Consider the following 17652-nt stretch of genomic DNA (forward strand, 5'->3'; position numbering starts at 1 on the left):
CGCTTGGCAAGCACGCGTCCCTGCATTCTGGGTCCCCTGCCCGGCTTTTGCCCGGGCAGGCTGCCTGACGGGGGCTTACTGCCCGGGCAGCCAGCCGAAACCGACCAGCACACCGGCAGTGAGCACCACCCACAGCAGCGAGAACGGCAGGAAGACCTTCCAGCCCAGACGCATCAGCTGGTCATAGCGGTAGCGCGGGAACGTGCCACGGATCCAGATGAAGGTGAACAGCAGCAGGAAGATCTTGATCAGGAACCACACCACGCCCGGAATCCAGTTCAGCGGCGCGATGTCGAACGGGGGCAGCCAGCCGCCGAGGAACAGGATGGTGGTCATCCCGCTCATCAGGATCATGTTGGCATACTCGCCCAGGAAGAAGAGCGCGAAGGGCATCGAGGAATACTCGACGTTATAGCCCGACACGAGCTCCGCTTCCGCCTCCGGAAGGTCGAAGGGCAGACGGTTGGTTTCGGCCAGTGCCGAGATGAAGAAGACCACGAACATCGGGAAGAGCGGGATGGCGAACCACACCGTTTCCTGCGCCCGCACGATCTCCGACAGGTTCAGCGAGCCGACGCACAGCAGCACCGTGATGATCACGAGGCCGATCGAAACCTCGTAAGACACCATCTGGGCTGCCGAGCGCAGCGCGCCGAGGAAGGCATAGCGCGAATTCGACGCCCAGCCCGCGACGATGATGCCGTAGACGCCGAGTGACGAGATCGCGAACAGATAGAGCACGCCGACATTGATGTCGGAGAGCACCCAACCGTCGTCGAAGGGGATCACCGCCCAGGCGACAAGGCTGAGGATCAGGGTCAGCATCGGCGCGAACAGGAACAGGAACCGGTTCGAGCGCGAGGGGATGATGGTCTCCTTGGTCAGCAGCTTCAGCGCGTCGGCGAAAGGCTGAAGCATGCCGAAGGGGCCGACCACGTTCGGACCGCGGCGCATCTGGATGTAGCCGATCACCCGGCGTTCCATCAGCGTCAGATAGGCGACCGCGATCAGCAGCGGCAGCACGATGGCCAGGATCTGGGCGACGATGATCACCCCGGGCCAGACATATCCGGAAAAGAACTCAGCCATTGGTGCCGGTCGCCTTGTCCTGCTGGAGCGGGTTGCCCGCATAGATCGCGGTGCAGGTCGCCATGGTCTTCGACGCGCGCGAGATCGGGTCGGTCATGTAGTAGTTGGTGACCGGGGACGAGAGCGGCGCCTTGTCCGGTGCGCCGGTCTGACCGAAGGCACCGCCCAGACCCGCCGGCTCGATCCGGTCGATCTTCGCCAGACGGGGCGCGATCGCCGCCATCCGGGCGCGCACGCCCGAGAGGTCGTCGTAAGGCAGCGCCTTGCCCAGCACGCCCGAGAGCGCCCGGAGGATCTTCCAGTCCTCGCGCGCCTCGCCCACCGGGAACACCGCGAGATGCGCGCGCTGCGGGCGGCCCTCGAGGTTCACATAGGTAGCGTTCTTCTCGGTATAGGCGGCACCCGGCAGCACCACATCGGCGCGATGGGCGCCGGCGTCGCCGTGATGGCCCTGATAGATCACAAAGGCATCGCCCAACGCATCGGTCTGGATCTCGTCTGCGCCCAGCAGGAACACCGTATCGATCTCGCCCCGGCCGGCAGCCGCCACGATCTCGCGGGTCGAGAGGCCACCCTCGCCCGGCACCAGACCCAGCTCCATGCCGCCGACACGGGCAGCGGCGGTCTGCAGGACGTTGAAGCCGTTCCAGCCGTCGCGGACCATGCCGCAGCGCTCGGCAACCTTGCGGGCGGCACCCAGGATGCGGGCGCCATCGGCACGGGTCAGCGCGCCCATGCCGACCACGATCATCGGCCGCTCGGCATTGCGCAGCACCTCGGCCAGCGGATCGGCGCCGGAGGCAATCGCCTCCAGCCGGGTCGCGTCAGCGCCCAGATCCTCGACCGGCCAGGTCAAGTCCAGCTTCGGCCCGATCGACCAGCCGCGGAACCCGCCCTTGCGCCAGCGCTTGCGGAAGCGGGCGTTGACCAGCGGCGCCTCGCGGCGCGGATCGGTGCCGACCAGTAGCACCGCGTCCGCCTGCTCGATGCCGGCGATGGTGCTGTTGAACAGCCAGGTGGAGCGCTGGGTCGGATCCAGCGCCGCACCGTCCTGGCGGCAGTCGACATGAACCGTGCCGATCACGTCGCGCATCAGATCGCGGAAGGCGGTCATCGACTCGCAATCGACCAGGTCGCCGACCAGGCCCGCGACCTTCTTCGGATCCCGGCCCGCCAGACGGGCCCGGATCGCCTCGAAGGCCTCGTCCCAACCGGCGGGGCGCAGGCGGCCGTTTTCGCGGATATAGGGGCGGTCCAGGCGCTGGCGCTTCAGCCCGTCATAGGCGAAGCGGCTCTTGTCGCCCAGCCACTCCTCGTTCACATCCTCGTGCAGGCGCGGCAGGATGCGCAGCACCTCGCGGCCGCGGACATCGACGCGGATATTGGCGCCGACCGCGTCGAGCACGTCGATCGATTCGGTCTTCTTCAACTCCCAGGGGCGGGCATTGAAGGCATAGGGCTTGGAGGTCAGTGCGCCCACCGGGCACAGGTCGATCATGTTGCCCGAGAGTTCCGAGGTCAGCGCATGTTCGACATAGGTGCCGATCTCCATGTGCTCGCCACGGCCGGTCGCGCCCATTTCGGGCACGCCGGCAATCTCGGTGGCGAAGCGCACGCAGCGGGTGCAATGGATGCAGCGGGTCATCCAGGTCTGGATCAGCGGACCCAGATCCTTGTCCTTCACCGCGCGCTTTTCGTCGTCATAGCGGCTCTGGCCGCGGCCATAGGCCATGGCCTGGTCCTGCAGATCGCACTCGCCGCCCTGATCGCAGATCGGGCAGTCGAGCGGATGGTTGATCAGCAGGAACTCCATCACGCCCTCGCGGGCCTTCTTCACCCGCTCGGTGTTGGTGTGGATCACCATGCCGTCGGCGGCCGGCATGGCGCAGGACGCGATGGGCTTCGGCGCCCGCTCCTGCTCCACCAGACACATACGGCAGTTGCCGGCGATCGACAGACGCTCGTGATAGCAGAAGCGGGGGATCTCGGCGCCGGCCGCTTCGCAGGCCTGAAGCACGGTCGCCCCGGCGGGCACCTCGACTTCGAGGCCGTCGATGGTCAGTTTAGGCATCGGATCCTCCTCAGGCCGCGCGGGCCGCGTCCCGGGCGGCGCTGAGGCGCCGCTCGAGTTCCGGACGGAAGTGACGGATCAGGCCCTGCACCGGCCACGCCGCGGCATCACCCAGCGCGCAGATGGTGTGGCCCTCGATCTGGTAGGTCACCTGCTCCAGCCGGTCGATCTCGGCGACGGTCGCCTGACCCTTGACCATGCGGTCCATGGTCCGCCAGAGCCAGCCGGTGCCTTCGCGGCACGGCGTGCACTGACCGCAGCTCTCATGCATGTAGAACTTCGACAGTCGGGCGATGGCGCGCACCACGTCGGTCGACTTGTCCATCACGATCACCGCGGCGGTGCCGAGGCCGGACTTGACCGCGCGCAGGCTGTCGAAATCCATCAGCACATCGTCGCAGATCGACTTGGGCAGCAACGGCACCGAAGAGCCGCCGGGGATAATGGCCAGCAGGTTGTCCCAGCCGCCACGCACGCCACCGGCATGACGTTCGATGAGCTCCTTCAGCGGGATGCCCATCTCTTCTTCGATATTGCACGGCTTGTTCACATGGCCGGAGATCGAGAAGATCTTGGTGCCGGTGTTGTTCTCGCGGCCGAGGCCGGCGAACCAGGCGGCGCTGCGGCGCAGGATGGTCGGCGCCACCGCGATGCTCTCGACGTTGTTCACCGTGGTCGGGCAGCCGTAAAGGCCAGCCATGGCCGGGAACGGCGGCTTCAGGCGCGGCTGGCCCTTCTTGCCTTCCAGGCTCTCGATCAGCGCGGTTTCTTCGCCGCAGATATAGGCGCCGGCACCCAGATGGATGTAGACGTCGAAGTCATAGCCGGTGCCACAGGCGTTCTTGCCGATCAGCCCGGCCTCGTAGGCCTCGTCGATCGCGGTCTGCAGCGCCTGAGCCTCGCGGAGGAATTCGCCGCGGATGTAGATATAGGCGGCGACCGCCTTCATCGCAAAACCGGCGATCAGGCAGCCCTCGACCAGCTTGTGCGGGTCGTGGCGCATGATCTCGCGATCCTTGCAGGTGCCGGGTTCGCCTTCGTCGGCGTTCACGACCAGATAGGACGGGCGCGGGTCGTTCTTCGGCATGAAGGACCACTTCACACCGGTCGGGAAGCCCGCACCGCCACGGCCGCGCAGGCCGCTCGCCTTCATCTCCTGGACGATCCAGTCGGCGCCCTTGGCGATGATGTCCTTGGTCCCATCCCAATCGCCGCGGTGGCGGGCACCGGCCAGACGGAAATCGTCATAGCCGTGGAGATTGGTGAAGATGCGATCCTGATCACGCAGCATCGTTGCCTCCTGCGGTCCCGGGTGCGGCCTGGGTCGCCGACGGCTGCCAGCCCTCGGGCTCAGAGCCCCGGCGGCGGCCGGTCTGCGGACCGGGCTTCGGCGTCTCGCCGCGCTTCAGCGCCTCGAGCACCCGCACGGTCAGCTCCGCGTCCAGATCCTCGTAGTAGTCGTCACCGATCTGCATCATCGGCGCATTGGCGCAGGCACCGAGGCACTCCACCTCGGCCAGCGTGAACAGCCCGTCTTCGGTGGTCTCGCCCACCTCGATGCCGAGATGCTTCTTGCACGCGCCCAGCACCTCGTCGGAGCCGCGCAGCCAGCACGGCGTCGTGGTGCAGACCTGGACGTGATGCCGGCCGATCGGCTTCAGATTGTACATGGTGTAGAAGGTCGCGACCTCGTACACCCGGATCGGCGGCATGCCGAGAAGATCGGCAATGTAATCCATGGCCACCCGCGGCAGCCAGCCATCGCCCTGGCGCTGGGCCAGATCGAGCAGCGGCATGACCGCGCTCTGCTGTCGGCCTTCAGGGTATTTCGCGATGATCTTCGCGGCTTGGGCGAGATTCTCTTCCGTGAAGGCGAAGCTCGCAGGCTCGACGTTGGTGTCGCTCACTGGTCCCGGTCCCCTCAACGATCGATCTCGCCGAACACGATGTCCATATTCGCCAGAATGGCGACGGCATCGGCCAGCAGATGGCCCTTCGACATGAAATCCATGGCCGCGATATGAGCGAATCCGGGCGCGCGGATCTTGCAGCGATAGGGCTTGTTGGTGCCGTCCGACACCAGATAGACGCCGAACTCGCCCTTCGGCGCCTCGGTGCCCACATAGACCTCGCCGGCCGGCACCTTGAAGCCTTCGGTGTAGAGCTTGAAGTGATGGATCAGCGCTTCCATCGACCGCTTCATGTCCGCGCGGGCCGGCGGCGCCACCTTGCGGTCCTCGGTCCGATACGGGCCGTCGGGCATCTGCTCGATGCACTGGCGCACGATCTTGAGCGACTCGCGCACTTCCTTCATGCGGACATTGTAGCGGTCGTAGACGTCGCCGTTGCGACCGACCGGAATGTCGAAGTCCATGCGGTCATAAACGTCATAGGGCTGCGCCTTGCGCAGATCCCAGGGCACGCCCGAGCCGCGCAGCATCGGCCCGGTCAGGCCCCAGTCCAGCGCATCCTCGGCCGAGAGCACACCCACATCCACCGTGCGCTGCTTCCAGATGCGGCTGTGGCTCATCAGGTTTTCGAGGTCGTCGAAGCGCTTCGGGAACTCTTCGGTGAACTTCCAGATCTCGTCCAGAAGCCCGGCCGGCAGCTCCATCGACACGCCGCCGGGGCGGAAGTAGTTCGCGTGCAGGCGCGCGCCGCAGACCTTGTCGTAGAAGCCCATGATGATCTCGCGATCCTCGAAGCCCCACAGCAGCGGCGTGGTGGCGCCAAGATCCATCGCGAAGGTCGTCATGTTCAGCAGGTGGTTGGCGATGCGGGTCAGCTCCGCGAACATGACGCGGATATACTGGCCGCGCAGCGGCACCTCGATCCCTGCCAGCTTCTCGACCGCGAGCACATAGGCGTGCTCCTGATTCATGATCGAGACATAGTCCAGGCGGTCGAAATACGGCAGCGCCTGAAGATAGGTCTTGTACTCGATGAGCTTCTCGGTGCCGCGGTGCAGCAGGCCGACATGCGGATCGGCGCGGGTCACCACCTCGCCGTCCATCTCGAGCACGAGCCGGAGCACACCATGGGCCGCCGGATGCTGCGGCCCGAAGTTGAGCATCATCGGCTTGATGGAAGTTTCGGTCGCCGACATCACTTCGTCCCCTGCTGCGCCTTCTCGTCCCCGGGCAGGACGTATTTCGCACCGTCCCACGGGCTCAGGAAGTCGAACCGGCGGAATTCCTGGGTCAGCTGCACCGGCTCGTAGACCACGCGCTTCTCGGCCTGGTCATAGCGGACCTCGACATAGCCGGTGAGCGGGAAGTCCTTGCGCAGCGGATGCCCCTCGAAGCCGTAATCGGTGAGGATGCGACGGAGATCCGGGTGATCTGCGAAGAACACGCCGTAGAGATCCCAGGTCTCACGCTCGAACCACAGTGCCGAGTTGAACACCGGCACGGCCGACGGGACCGGGGTGTCTTCCGAGGCAGATACGGTCACGCGGATGCGCTGATTGTGCTTGAGGCTGAGCAGGTGATAGACGACGTCGAAGCGTTCCTCACGCTCCGGCCAGTCGACACCGCAGACGTCGATCAGCTGCTTGAACAGGCAGTTGCTGTCGTCGCGCAGGAATGTGAGCGTCCGGATGAGCGAGGTCCGGTAGACCCGGACCGTCAGTTCACCCAATGCGACCTTCCAGCCGTCCACTCCGTCGCCGAGTGCTGATGCGACATACGCGCCCAGCTCCCGGAGTGCGTCTTCGTTGACGTTACTCACGGCATCCGCCTTCTCGTGCCTCGACACAAAACCTTGAGCACCGTCCGGTTTTCCGGTCCGGTGCCCGCCGCCGCTGTTTTCCGGCCGCGAACGCTGAGATCAGCGCTCGAGCGTACCGGTGCGACGTATCTTCTTCTGAAGCTGCAGCACGCCGTAGACCAGCGCCTCAGCCGTGGGCGGGCAGCCCGGCACGTAGATGTCGACCGGAACGATCCGGTCGCAGCCGCGGACCACCGAATAGGAGTAGTGATAGTAGCCGCCGCCATTGGCGCAGCTGCCCATCGAGATGACGTATTTCGGCTCCGGCATCTGGTCATAGACCTTGCGGAGCGCGGGCGCCATCTTGTTGGTCAGCGTGCCGGCGACGATCATCACGTCAGACTGGCGCGGGCTCGGCCGGAACAGGAAGCCGAAGCGGTCCAGATCGTAGCGGGCGGCGGCGGCATGCATCATTTCCACCGCGCAGCAGGCCAGACCGAACGTCATCGGCCAGAGCGAGCCGGTGCGCGCCCAGGTGACGAGTTCGTTCAGGCGCGCGGTGATGAAGCCGTTTTCCTTCAGCTCATCGGTCGCAGCCGCGACCACGCGCTCGGCATCGGCGCCGGCCAGGGGGCCATGCCCCATGGCCCCGGCCGAGGCGGTGCGAGGATCGGTCACTCCCATTCCAGCGCCCCCTTCTTCCACTCGTAGATGAAGCCGATGGTCAGCACGCCCAGGAACAGCATCATGGACCAGAAGCCGAACATGCCGATGTCGCCGAGCGACACCGCCCACGGGAACAGGAAGGCGACTTCAAGGTCGAAGATGATGAACAGGATCGCGACCAGATAGAACCGCACGTCGAACTGACCGCGGCTGTCGTCGAACGCGTCGAAGCCGCATTCGTAAGCCGAGAGCTTCTCGGCCTCCGGCCGCTGGGGCGCGATGAAGTAGGAAGCGATCACGATCACCGCGGAGAGAGCGGTCGCGATGCCGAGGAAGATCAGGATCGGCAGATACTCGGCCAGCAAGGTCTGCATGGGCTAGGCTTCCCTCCTGAGGCGGACGCCGGCCGGTGCGGTCTGACCGTCACGGTCGGAACATCGCCGGCGACGCTGCGGGGCAGACCGGCAGACCGTTCCGGCGGGTGCCATGCTGCATGCGCGAAGAACGCCATACCGCCGGCCACGCCCGATGGTCCGCCACGGGTACCCCCGCGCGGCGGCCTCACTATAGGCGAACGTGCTCGCCAACAAAATCCCCATTTTCAGCCACGAATATGCCCCGGCATCGCAGTGCGGCAAGGCTTGACACGCACGTTGTCACAAGGACTTCCGGCCAAAAACGAACAGGCCCGCACCGACGAAGATCGGGCGGGCCCACAGAGTGCGCACGAACATGCGCGGGTCTTGATGAGGCGGCCTGACCCGCAGGTCCGACCGTCCGAAAGACGTTTCTGCATGCGTGAGCACGCGGATCATACAACCGTCCGGAAATCGTCTGCCGGTTTCCGAAGGATCGCTGGCGGGAGTGACGGGACTTGAACCCGCGGCCTCCGGCGTGACAGGCCGGCGCTCTAACCAACTGAGCTACACCCCCTCAGGCGATGCGCGGTGTTTATCCGGTCCAGCCCCCCTCTGTCAACGCCTTTCCGCAAGGGGCCCGGATTTCATGTCACGGCATGCTCACGCCGGTCGAGGACCGCGCCTGTCGCGCCGGGCCACACCGCTTCTCCGGCTTCGGCGAAATGGTATTCATCCAGCGGCGCACCGCGCATGTCCCACCAGTACCGGCTTGCGAAGCCCGACCACTGGGCGGTGATGCGGCCCTCGCTGGTCTTGTACCAGCTGTTGCAGCCGGCCGCCCAGACGGTGCGATCCAAGGCATCCCTGAGCTTGCGATTATAGCCGGCCATGGCCTCGGGCCGGACATCCATCACCGGCCGGCGTCTCCCCTCGCCCACCAGCCGCTGCAGGCAGCGCACCACGTACCCGGCCTGCACCTCATGCATGAAGATGATCGAGTTGTGTCCAAGGCTGGTATTGGGGCCGAAGAGCATGAAGAAGTTCGGGAAGCCGGCGACCGTCACCCCCCGATGCGCCTCGGCACCTGCGGACCATGCGTCGTGGAGGTCGATCCCGCCCCGACCGGCAATGCGCATCGGTACCAGAAACTCGGTCGTCCGGAAGCCGGTGGCCCAGATCAGAACATCGAGCGCATGGCGCCCGCCCTCCACGGTCTCCACGGCTTCCGCCGTGATCCGGGTGATGCGGCGGGCGACGACGTCGACATCGGGACGTGCCAGAGTGTCATACCAGTCGTTGGACAGCACGATGCGCTTGCAGCCTGCGGGATAATCCGGCGTCAGACACCGGCGCAGCACCGGATCGGCCACCTTGCGGGCCAGCGTCGCCAGGGCCTGGCGTTCAAACCGGCGGCGCGCGAAGCCGTTGCGACCGAATACGAGAAAGTTCTTCTCGAGCGACAGGAAGATGCCGAGGCGATGAAGACGCAAGGCCACCGGGCTTCGGCGAAACCGTGCGATTTCGTCCGTCGTATAAGCGCGATCCGGCTTGGGGGCGATCCAGGCGGGGCTGCGCTGAAACACGGTCAGATGCCTGGCGGCCGGCGCGATCTCAGGCACCAGCTGCACGGCACTGGAGCCGTTGCCGACCACGCCGACGCGCCGCCCCTTGAGATCTATCGTGCCCGGCCAGCAGGCCGAATGGAATTGCAGCCCGGCGAAACTCTCGCGGCCCGGAATATCGGGCACGGCCGGCCGGTCCAGCTGGCCCACCGCCGAAATGAGAACCTCTGCCTCCATGCGGCCGCCCCCGACCAGATCGATGGTCCAGAGACCACGCTGATCGTCGAAGGCTGCGGCCTCGACCGCCGTCCCGAAACGGATCAGCGGCCGAAGGCCGAAGCGATCGGCGGTCTCCTCCATATAGGCCAGAATCTCGGGCTGGCGCGCATAGGTGCGGCTCCAGTCCGGTTTCGGCGCAAAGGAGAAGGAATAGAGGTGGGAGGGCACGTCACAGCCGGCCCCTGGATAGGTGTTCTGGCGCCAGGTGCCCCCCAGCGCCTCCCCCTTCTCAAGGATCGTGACGGCCTGAAAACCCGCCTGACGCAGGCGGATGGCCATACACAATCCGCCGAAGCCCGCGCCGATGATAACAACGCGCAGGCCGCGTGTCCGCGACGTGACCGTCCGGTCGTTCATATCCGCTCTCCCCGTCAGCGGCAGAAGCGGCCGGCCCGGCGATCATGATCCGTCGCCATGTGCGATCGGGCCGCTCTTCACCCACTATATGAAATTCGGAATACGGATTAAACGTTTTAGTTGATGAACCCGGTGTAGATGTGCCGGAAGCTTGAACGTCCGGCGGATACTGGTGGGCGATGAGGGGCTCGAACCCCCGACCTTCTCGGTGTAAGCGAGACGCTCTGACCAACTGAGCTAATCGCCCGGCGTGCAGCGACGCAGACTGTTCACCGGTGAACGACGGCCGCCCGCCCCTTCAGGTGGAGCGGACGGCCGCGTCTGATGATCTGCGGTGCCACGAACCGCATCGCGGCGCCAGAGGGTCGATCCGATCCTGCGGACCTTGTGGCGCCGCCGGCGTCCGGCGTCGTGAGGGACGGCGTCGTACGCACAGAAATTCGATGAGGTGCCAGCCTTGCATTCGGCCTGGGCCTGGCATGGCCCTGAACGGCGCATCTGTGTGTTTTTGGGCGGGCGCAGCCGCCGGGTGGTCCATGGAACAGTCCGGGCAGGATCAGCCGTTCACGGCGTCCTTCAGCCCCTTGCCGGCACGGAACTTCGGCTGCTTCGACGCCGGAATGGTGATCGCTTCGCCGGTCCGCGGGTTGCGGCCTTCACTGGCGGCCCGGGTCGCGACATTGAACGTGCCGAAGCCGACCAGGCGCACCTCGTCATCCGCAGCCAGCGCCGCGGTGATGGCATCGAACACGCCGTCGACGGCCCGGGCCGCGTCGGTCTTGGACAGCCCGGTGCTGTCGGCCACGCGCGCAACGAGATCGTTCTTGTTCACTTCTGAGGCTCCCCTTCTTGGAGTGGCGGTTCGAAAATCACACCTCGGTGATACGTCGACCAGGGGGGAGTGTAAATCCCCCGGCAGAAGCGCGTCAATCGGCCAGCCCGTCGAAAACCGCACAAATCCGCCAAAAAACAGCCCTCGCACCGTTATCGGCGCGAGGGCTGCTCATTCTTTTCAACCGAAAGTACGCGCTCTGTCCGGCAGGCGCTCAGTGCGCCCGCGCACCCGGCGCTTCACCCTGCTCCGAGGCCTCGTCGCGGCTGGTGTCGGCCGCTTTGTCGTCGGTCCGCTCCGGCCACTCGATCGGCGTCAGGGGCTTCAGAAGGGCGTGGGCCAGGACATCATCGACATGCGAGACGGGGATGATGGTCAGCCCCTTCTTCACATTGGCCGGGATATCTGCCAGATCCTTTTCGTTGTCCCGCGGGATCAGCACGGTCTTGATGCCGCCATGCAGAGCCGCCAGCAGCTTCTCCTTCAGGCCACCGATCGGCAGCACGCGGCCGCGCAGCGTAACCTCGCCGGTCATGGCGACACTGCGATTCACCGGGATGCCGGTCAGCACCGATACGATGGAGGTCACCATCGCGATACCAGCCGACGGGCCGTCCTTCGGCGTCGCGCCTTCAGGCACGTGGATATGGATGTCGGCCTGTTCGAACACCGTCGGCCGGATCCCATAATCCACCGCGCGCGAGCGGACATAGGACCGCGCCGCCTGGATGCTTTCCTGCATGACCTCGCCGAGCTTGCCGGTGATGGTGACCTTGCCCTTGCCGGGCATCTTCACCGCCTCGATGGTCAGCAGGTCGCCGCCGACCTCGGTCCAGGCGAGGCCGGTGACGGCACCCACCATGTCCTCGAGTTCCGCCTCGCCGAACTTGAACCGCCGCACGCCCGCATATTTGTCGAGGTTGGCCGAGGTGATCGACACCTGCTTACGGGTGCCCATCACCAGCTCCTTGACCGCCTTGCGCGCCAGACCGGCAATCTCGCGTTCCAGGCTGCGCACGCCGGCTTCACGGGTGTAATAGCGGATCAGATCGCGGATCGCGCCGTCGGAGATCGAGAACTCGCCCTCCTTCAGCCCCTGCGCCTTGATCTGCTTGGAGATCAGGTGACGCTTCGTGATCTCGACCTTTTCGTCCTCGGTATAGCCCGAGATGCGGATGATCTCCATGCGGTCGAGCAGCGGCTGCGGCATGCGCAGGCTGTTGGCCGTGCAGATGAACATCACATCCGACAGGTCGTAATCCACCTCCAGATAGTGGTCGGCAAAGGTGCCGTTCTGCTCGGGGTCCAGCACCTCGAGCAGGGCCGAGGACGGGTCGCCGCGGAAGTCGGCGCCGAGCTTGTCGATCTCGTCGAGCATGAACAGCGGGTTGGTCTTGCCCGCCTTCTTCATCGACTGGATGATCTTGCCCGGCAGCGAGCCGATATAGGTCCGCCGATGGCCGCGGATCTCGGCCTCGTCCCGCACGCCACCCAGACTGACGCGCACGAATTCGCGGCCGGTCGCCCGGGCGATCGACTTGCCCAGCGAGGTCTTGCCGACACCCGGAGGGCCGACGAAGCACAGGATCGGGCCCTTGAGCTTGGCGACGCGCATCTGCACGGCTAGGTGCTCGATGATCCGTTCCTTGACCTTCTCAAGGCCGTAATGATCCTGGTTCAGGACCTCTTCGGCCCATTTCAGGTCCTTCTTGACCTTGGAGCGGGTCTTCCACGGCAGGCCGGTCAGCCAGTCGAGATAGTTGCGCACCACCGTCGCCTCGGCCGACATCGGGCTCATGGTCTTGAGCTTCTTCAGCTCGGCCATGGCCTTGTCATGAGCCTCCTTGGGCATGCGCGCCTTGCGGATGCGCTCCTCGATTTCGGCGCTCTCGTCGCGGCCGTCCTCGCCTTCGCCCAGCTCCTTCTGGATCGCCTTCAGCTGCTCGTTGAGATAGTACTCGCGCTGAGTCTTCTCCATCTGGCGCTTGACGCGCGACCGGATGCGCTTCTCGACCTGCAGGACCTCGATCTCGCCCTCGATATGGGCGTAGATCCGCTCCAGCCGCTCGACGACGGTCGGCGTCTCGAGCAGTTCCTGCTTCTCCGCCACCTTGAGCGACAGATGCGAGGCGATGGTGTCGGCAAGCTTCGCCGGCTCCTCGATCTGATTCAGGGTGACCAGAACCTCGGGCGGGATCTTCTTGTTGAGCTTCACATACTGCTCGAACTCGGCCACGACCGAGCGCGACAGCGCCTCGACCTCGCGGCCGGCATCCTCGCCCTCGGCGATTGCCTGGGCTTCCGCCTGGAAATAGTCGCCGTCCGAGATGAGGCGGTCGACCCGCGCGCGGCTGGCGCCTTCGATCAGCACCTTGACGGTGCCGTCAGGCAGCTTCAGCAGCTGCAGCACGGTGCCGATGGTGCCGACCATGTAGATGTCGTCGGCGCCCGGATCCTCCTGGGCGGCATCCTTCTGCGCCAGCAGCAGGATCTGCTTGTCGCTGCGCATCACCTCCTCGAGCGCGCGCACCGACTTCTCGCGGCCGACGAAGAGCGGCACGATCATATGCGGAAAGACGACGATGTCGCGCAGCGGCAGGACCGGGTAGGTGTGCGTGCGATGAGTTTCGGTCATGGCCAGTCTCGCATTTATCGGAATCGGCACGGCGTCGGACACGCGGCCCCGGAAGGCCGACATGGCGCCTCGACGTCACATCGGCCCGATTCCTGTTGAGGCCGCGCACACGCGCCCACCGGATGCCGACCACACCGCCTCGCGCAGAGGCCGGCGATGGCCGGGGCATCACAGCCGGCACGGGTCAGACCGTGCCGCGGCCGAACTGTCGCAGGGATCAGGAAGCGTTGCCGCCCACGTCGCCCCGCCGGTCCGCATAGATATGGAGAGGCTTGGCCCGGCCTTCAACGACCTCCCGATTGACGACGATCTCTTCGACCCCGTCGAGGTCGGGCAGATCGAACATCGTGTCGAGCAGGATCTCTTCCATGATGGCGCGCAGGCCGCGCGCGCCGGTCTTGCGCTCGATCGCGCGCTCGGCGATGGCACCCAGCGCGTCGTCGGAGAAGGTCAGGTGCACGTTCTCCAGCTCGAAGAGACGCTGATACTGCTTCAGCAGTGCGTTCTTGGGCTTGGTGAGGATCTGGACCAGTGCGTCGCGGTCCAGGTCGTGCAGCGTGGCGATCACCGGCAGACGGCCGACGAATTCGGGGATCAGGCCGAACTTCAGCAGATCCTCGGGCTCGACCTGGCGAAGCACGTCGCCCGAGCGGCGGGTTTCCACCGGCTCGACATTCGCACCAAAGCCGATCGAGGTCTTGCGGCCGCGATCATTGATGATCCGGTCGAGGCCGACGAACGCCCCGCCCACGATGAACAGGATGTTGGTCGTATCGACCTGCAGGAATTCCTGCTGCGGATGCTTGCGCCCGCCCTGCGGCGGCACGGAGGCGACGGTGCCTTCCATGATCTTCAGCAGCGCCTGCTGGACGCCCTCGCCCGACACATCGCGGGTGATCGACGGGTTGTCGGATTTGCGGCTGATCTTGTCGACCTCGTCGATATAGACGATGCCGCGCTGCGCCCGCTCGACATTGTAATCGGCGGCCTGAAGCAGCTTCAGGATGATGTTCTCGACGTCCTCGCCGACATAGCCGGCTTCGGTCAGCGTGGTCGCGTCCGACATGGTGAACGGCACGTCGAGGATGCGGGCCAGGGTCTGGGCCAGCAGCGTCTTGCCGCAACCGGTCGGGCCGATCAGCAGGATGTTGGACTTGGCGAGTTCGACCTCGGCACCCTTGCCGCCCTGGTTCAGACGCTTGTAGTGATTGTACACCGCGACCGAGAGGATCCGCTTCGCCTGCTCCTGGCCGATCACATAATCGTCCAGGACGTTGAAGATGTCCTTCGGGGTCGGTCCGCGATCACGCGTCTTGACCAGCGAGGTCTTGCTCTCCTCGCGGATGATGTCCATGCAGAGCTCTACACACTCGTCGCAGATGAACACCGTTGGCCCGGCGATCAGCTTCCGCACCTCGTGCTGGCTCTTGCCGCAGAACGAGCAATAAAGTGTGTTCTTGCCGTCGCCGCCGCTGGACTTGGTCATCGTGTCTCCACTCGTTGGCTCTGCCCGGCGCCCATGTTAGCCGCCGGTCGCGCCCGGGCACAAACCCTAAAAAGCGGCAGACCGACGATGAACCGTCCTGGCTTCGGGAACGCGCCCCGGGTCGTCTGCCGGTGCGGGGGTCCGGACCGGGAGACCGCAGCATCTTCAGCATGCCGCAGTCAATGGAAATGTAATGCGCAGTTCGCGCTTGCCAAAGGGGGAAAAATCATCAGGCGACGCTTCCCGCCCCCACCCCGGACATGAAGAACCCGCCATCGCGTGCGCGCGGTGGCGGGTTGCATGTGGCGGAACGCCCCAACTTCATGTGGCGGAACGCCTCAACGTCATGTGGCGAAACGTCCCATCGGCAGCCGTGCCGGCCGGATGCTGCGCGGACGGACGATCACGCGCGGCATCGACCGGGGGCAGTCGGTCAGGAGGCAGTATCCTCGGCCTTCGGCCGCTGGGCCACGACCGTGTCGATCAGACCGAAGGCCTTGGCCTCTTCGGGCGACATGAAGTTGTCGCGCTCCATGGCCCGTTCGACTTCCTCCAGCGGGCGGCCGGTGTGCTGAACGTAGATCTCGTTCAGCCGGGCACGCAGCTTCAGGATTTCACGGGCATGGATCTCGATGTCGGTCGCCTGGCCACGGAACCCGCCCGAGGGCTGATGGACCATGATCCGGGCGTTGGGCAGCGCGAAGCGCTTACCCGGCGCGCCGCCGGCCAGCAGCAGCGAGCCCATCGATGCCGCCTGGCCGATGCACAGGGTCTGCACGTCGCAGCGGATGTACTGCATCGTGTCGTAGATCGCGAGACCCGAGGTCACCACGCCGCCCGGCGAGTTGATGTAGAAGGAAATATCCTTCTTCGGGTTCTCGCTCTCCAGGAAGAGCAGCTGGGCGGTGATGAGGCTCGAAACATTGTCCTCGACCGGCCCGGTCAGAAAGATGATGCGCTCTTTCAGAAGACGCGAATAGATGTCATAGGCGCGCTCGCCCCGGTTGGTCTGCTCGACCACCATCGGCACCAGCGAATTCATGTAGGTATCGAGCATGTCGCTCATGCGCTTTCCGCTCCCCTCAACTGACATCACCGATCTTCACAAAGCCCCTGCCGGGCGCTTGAGACGTCACGACCGCCCTCGGGCTACGGGGGCGGTCGTGGACGGTCTCTCGGCAGGGCGGCGGATCAGGCCTCGGACTTGTCCGACGCCTCTCCGGCCTCACCGTCCTCGTCGGGATCCTTCATCAGATCCTCGGCGCTGACGACCTTCTCTTCGACCTTCGCCTGGGCGAGGATGTGGTCGACGACCTTGTCCTCGAAGATCGGCGCCCGGAGCGCACGCAGCGCATCCGGATTCTTCTGGTAATACTCGATCACCCGCGCTTCCTGACCGGGGAAGCGGCGCGCCTGCTCGATCAGGGCACGGTTGACCTCTTCGTCCGCCACCTGAACATCGTTCACGCGACCGACTTCTGCAAGGACCAGACCCAGACGAACCCGACGGAGCGCAATCGCGCGATACTCCTCGCGGACCTCGTCCTCGGTCTTTTCCATGCTTTCGAAGGTCTGGCCGGTGCGGGCCATCTCGTCGGTCAGCTGCTTCCAGATGCCTTCGAATTCGGCCTCGAGCATGCCGGCGGGCACCTCGAACTCATAACGGCCGGCGAGCGCATCCAGCAGCGCACGCTTCAGCTTCTGGCGCGAGATCTGGTCGTAACGGCCGCGGAAGTCGTCGCGGATGGCAGCCTTCAGCGCATCCAGGTTGTCGAGGCCCAGCTTCTCGGCCAGGGCATCGTCGATGCCGGCGGTCTTCGGCGCCTTGACTTCCTTGACGGTGGTCTCGAACACGGCGGCCTTGCCGGCCAGGTGCTCCGCACCATAGTCCTCGGGGAAGGAGACCTCGACCTTGCGCTCCTCGCCGGCCTTGGCGCCGAGCAGCTGATCCTCGAAGCCCGGGATGAAGGTGCCCGAGCCCAGAGCCAGCGCATAGCCCTCGGCTTCGCCACCCTGGAAGGCCTCGCCGTCGACGAAGCCCTTGAAGTCGATGACCACCTGGTCGCCGTTCTCGGCGGCGCGATCCTCGACGGTCTCGAACTCGCGATTGGCGGCGGCGATGCGCTCCAGCGCCTCGTCGACTTCCTTCTCGTCGACCTCGGCCGCCTCGCGGACCAGTTCGACATCCGAGAAATCGCCCAGCTCGAATTCCGGCATGATCTCGACGACCATGCTGTATTCAAGATCCTGGCCCTCGTCGAAGGCCGTGATCTCGATCTTCGGCTGGGTGGCCGGACGCAGATTGTTCTGGTCCAGCACGTTGCGCGAGGTCTCGTTCACCGCCTCTTCCAGCACCTCGCCCATCACCGAGGAGCCATAGCGCTGCTTCACGACCTTGGCCGGGATCTTACCGGGACGGAAGCCGGGCATCTTGATCGTGGCCGCGATCTGGGCGATGCGGGCGTCGATCTTCTCGTCGATCGAAGCGGCCGGCACGACGACCTTGTATTCGCGCTTGAGCCCTTCGGCGTTGGTCTCGGTGATCTGCATCAAAACGGTCTCACAGGGTCGGTTGACTGCGGCAGCACCCGGTGCGTCGCGGGGAAGG

The 17652-nt window shown here is 65.4% G+C and carries 14 protein-coding genes and 2 tRNA genes; all 16 read right to left on the bottom strand.

All coding sequences use genetic code 11. The features are described from left to right. Positions 1-75: 75 nt before the first annotated feature. The gene (gene nuoH / locus TMO_RS09910; protein ID WP_014745487.1) at positions 76-1089 is read right to left on the bottom strand and encodes an NADH-quinone oxidoreductase subunit NuoH; all 1014 of its coding nucleotides are present in this window, start codon (positions 1087-1089) and stop codon (positions 76-78) included. Further along, on the bottom strand, positions 1082-3160 hold the full coding sequence (nuoG, locus tag TMO_RS09915) for an NADH-quinone oxidoreductase subunit NuoG (protein ID WP_014745488.1): 2079 nt from the start codon (positions 3158-3160) through the stop codon (positions 1082-1084). The genes nuoH and nuoG overlap by 8 nt, the downstream gene beginning before the upstream one ends. Before the next feature lie 10 nt (positions 3161-3170). Beyond that, on the bottom strand, positions 3171-4451 hold the full coding sequence (gene nuoF, locus TMO_RS09920; protein ID WP_014745489.1) for an NADH-quinone oxidoreductase subunit NuoF: 1281 nt from the start codon (positions 4449-4451) through the stop codon (positions 3171-3173). Beyond that, positions 4441-5067 (bottom strand): NADH-quinone oxidoreductase subunit NuoE, encoded by a 627-nt coding sequence (nuoE, locus tag TMO_RS09925; protein ID WP_014745490.1) that lies wholly within the window; start codon positions 5065-5067, stop codon positions 4441-4443. The genes nuoF and nuoE overlap by 11 nt, the downstream gene beginning before the upstream one ends. Before the next feature lie 14 nt (positions 5068-5081). Continuing rightward, a complete protein-coding gene (locus TMO_RS09930; RefSeq protein WP_041604900.1) occupies positions 5082-6266 on the bottom strand; it encodes an NADH-quinone oxidoreductase subunit D in 1185 nt (394 codons plus the stop codon). After that, complete coding sequence (locus TMO_RS09935) at positions 6266-6889, bottom strand: NADH-quinone oxidoreductase subunit C (protein WP_041605923.1); 624 nt, start codon at positions 6887-6889, stop codon at positions 6266-6268. Before TMO_RS09935 ends, TMO_RS09930 begins: the two co-directional genes overlap by 1 nt. A gap of 99 nt (positions 6890-6988) precedes the next feature. Further along, a complete protein-coding gene (locus TMO_RS09940; protein WP_086015164.1) occupies positions 6989-7513 on the bottom strand; it encodes a NuoB/complex I 20 kDa subunit family protein in 525 nt (174 codons plus the stop codon). A 29-nt stretch (positions 7514-7542) separates the two neighbouring features. Continuing rightward, the gene (locus TMO_RS09945; protein ID WP_014745494.1) at positions 7543-7908 is read right to left on the bottom strand and encodes an NADH-quinone oxidoreductase subunit A; all 366 of its coding nucleotides are present in this window, start codon (positions 7906-7908) and stop codon (positions 7543-7545) included. A gap of 482 nt (positions 7909-8390) precedes the next feature. Continuing rightward, positions 8391-8467 (bottom strand) — tRNA-Asp (locus TMO_RS09950). A gap of 70 nt (positions 8468-8537) precedes the next feature. Then, positions 8538-10091, bottom strand: a complete 1554-nt coding sequence (locus TMO_RS09955) for a flavin-containing monooxygenase (protein WP_014745495.1) — start codon at positions 10089-10091, stop codon at positions 8538-8540. 170 nt (positions 10092-10261) lie between these two features. Further along, positions 10262-10338 (bottom strand) — tRNA-Val (locus TMO_RS09960). 309 nt (positions 10339-10647) lie between these two features. After that, positions 10648-10923, bottom strand: a complete 276-nt coding sequence (locus TMO_RS09965) for an HU family DNA-binding protein (protein ID WP_014745496.1) — start codon at positions 10921-10923, stop codon at positions 10648-10650. A gap of 214 nt (positions 10924-11137) precedes the next feature. Beyond that, positions 11138-13558 carry an endopeptidase La gene (gene lon / locus TMO_RS09970; RefSeq protein ID WP_041605929.1) on the bottom strand — a complete coding sequence of 807 codons (2421 nt, stop codon included), beginning with the start codon at positions 13556-13558 and terminating at the stop codon, positions 11138-11140. Positions 13559-13775: 217 nt separating this feature from the next. Further along, positions 13776-15044, bottom strand: a complete 1269-nt coding sequence (gene clpX / locus TMO_RS09975; protein ID WP_014745498.1) for an ATP-dependent Clp protease ATP-binding subunit ClpX — start codon at positions 15042-15044, stop codon at positions 13776-13778. Between the two features lie 433 nt (positions 15045-15477). Beyond that, a complete protein-coding gene (gene clpP, locus TMO_RS09980; protein WP_014745499.1) occupies positions 15478-16110 on the bottom strand; it encodes an ATP-dependent Clp endopeptidase proteolytic subunit ClpP in 633 nt (210 codons plus the stop codon). Positions 16111-16235: 125 nt separating this feature from the next. After that, positions 16236-17594, bottom strand: a complete 1359-nt coding sequence (gene tig, locus TMO_RS09985) for a trigger factor (protein WP_014745500.1) — start codon at positions 17592-17594, stop codon at positions 16236-16238. Positions 17595-17652 lie beyond the last annotated feature (58 nt).

This window comes from Tistrella mobilis KA081020-065, from assembly GCF_000264455.2.
GTDB lineage: Bacteria > Pseudomonadota > Alphaproteobacteria > Tistrellales > Tistrellaceae > Tistrella > Tistrella mobilis.

What these genes read in the sequence shown, in the direction of transcription:
- clpX (WP_014745498.1), bottom strand. Translation starts at nt 15,044, where the DNA reads ATGACCAAGTCCAGCGGCGGCGACGGCAAGAACACACTTTATTGCTCG.
- TMO_RS09955 (WP_014745495.1), bottom strand. Translation starts at nt 10,091, where the DNA reads ATGAACGACCGGACGGTCACGTCGCGGACACGCGGCCTGCGCGTTGTT.
- nuoH (WP_014745487.1), bottom strand. Translation starts at nt 1,089, where the DNA reads ATGGCTGAGTTCTTTTCCGGATATGTCTGGCCCGGGGTGATCATCGTC.
- nuoG (WP_014745488.1), bottom strand. Translation starts at nt 3,160, where the DNA reads ATGCCTAAACTGACCATCGACGGCCTCGAAGTCGAGGTGCCCGCCGGG.
- TMO_RS09940 (WP_086015164.1), bottom strand. Translation starts at nt 7,513, where the DNA reads ATGGGGCATGGCCCCCTGGCCGGCGCCGATGCCGAGCGCGTGGTCGCG.
- TMO_RS09930 (WP_041604900.1), bottom strand. Translation starts at nt 6,266, where the DNA reads ATGTCGGCGACCGAAACTTCCATCAAGCCGATGATGCTCAACTTCGGG.
- tig (WP_014745500.1), bottom strand. Translation starts at nt 17,594, where the DNA reads ATGCAGATCACCGAGACCAACGCCGAAGGGCTCAAGCGCGAATACAAG.
- clpP (WP_014745499.1), bottom strand. Translation starts at nt 16,110, where the DNA reads ATGAGCGACATGCTCGATACCTACATGAATTCGCTGGTGCCGATGGTG.
- TMO_RS09945 (WP_014745494.1), bottom strand. Translation starts at nt 7,908, where the DNA reads ATGCAGACCTTGCTGGCCGAGTATCTGCCGATCCTGATCTTCCTCGGC.
- lon (WP_041605929.1), bottom strand. Translation starts at nt 13,558, where the DNA reads ATGACCGAAACTCATCGCACGCACACCTACCCGGTCCTGCCGCTGCGC.
- nuoF (WP_014745489.1), bottom strand. Translation starts at nt 4,451, where the DNA reads ATGCTGCGTGATCAGGATCGCATCTTCACCAATCTCCACGGCTATGAC.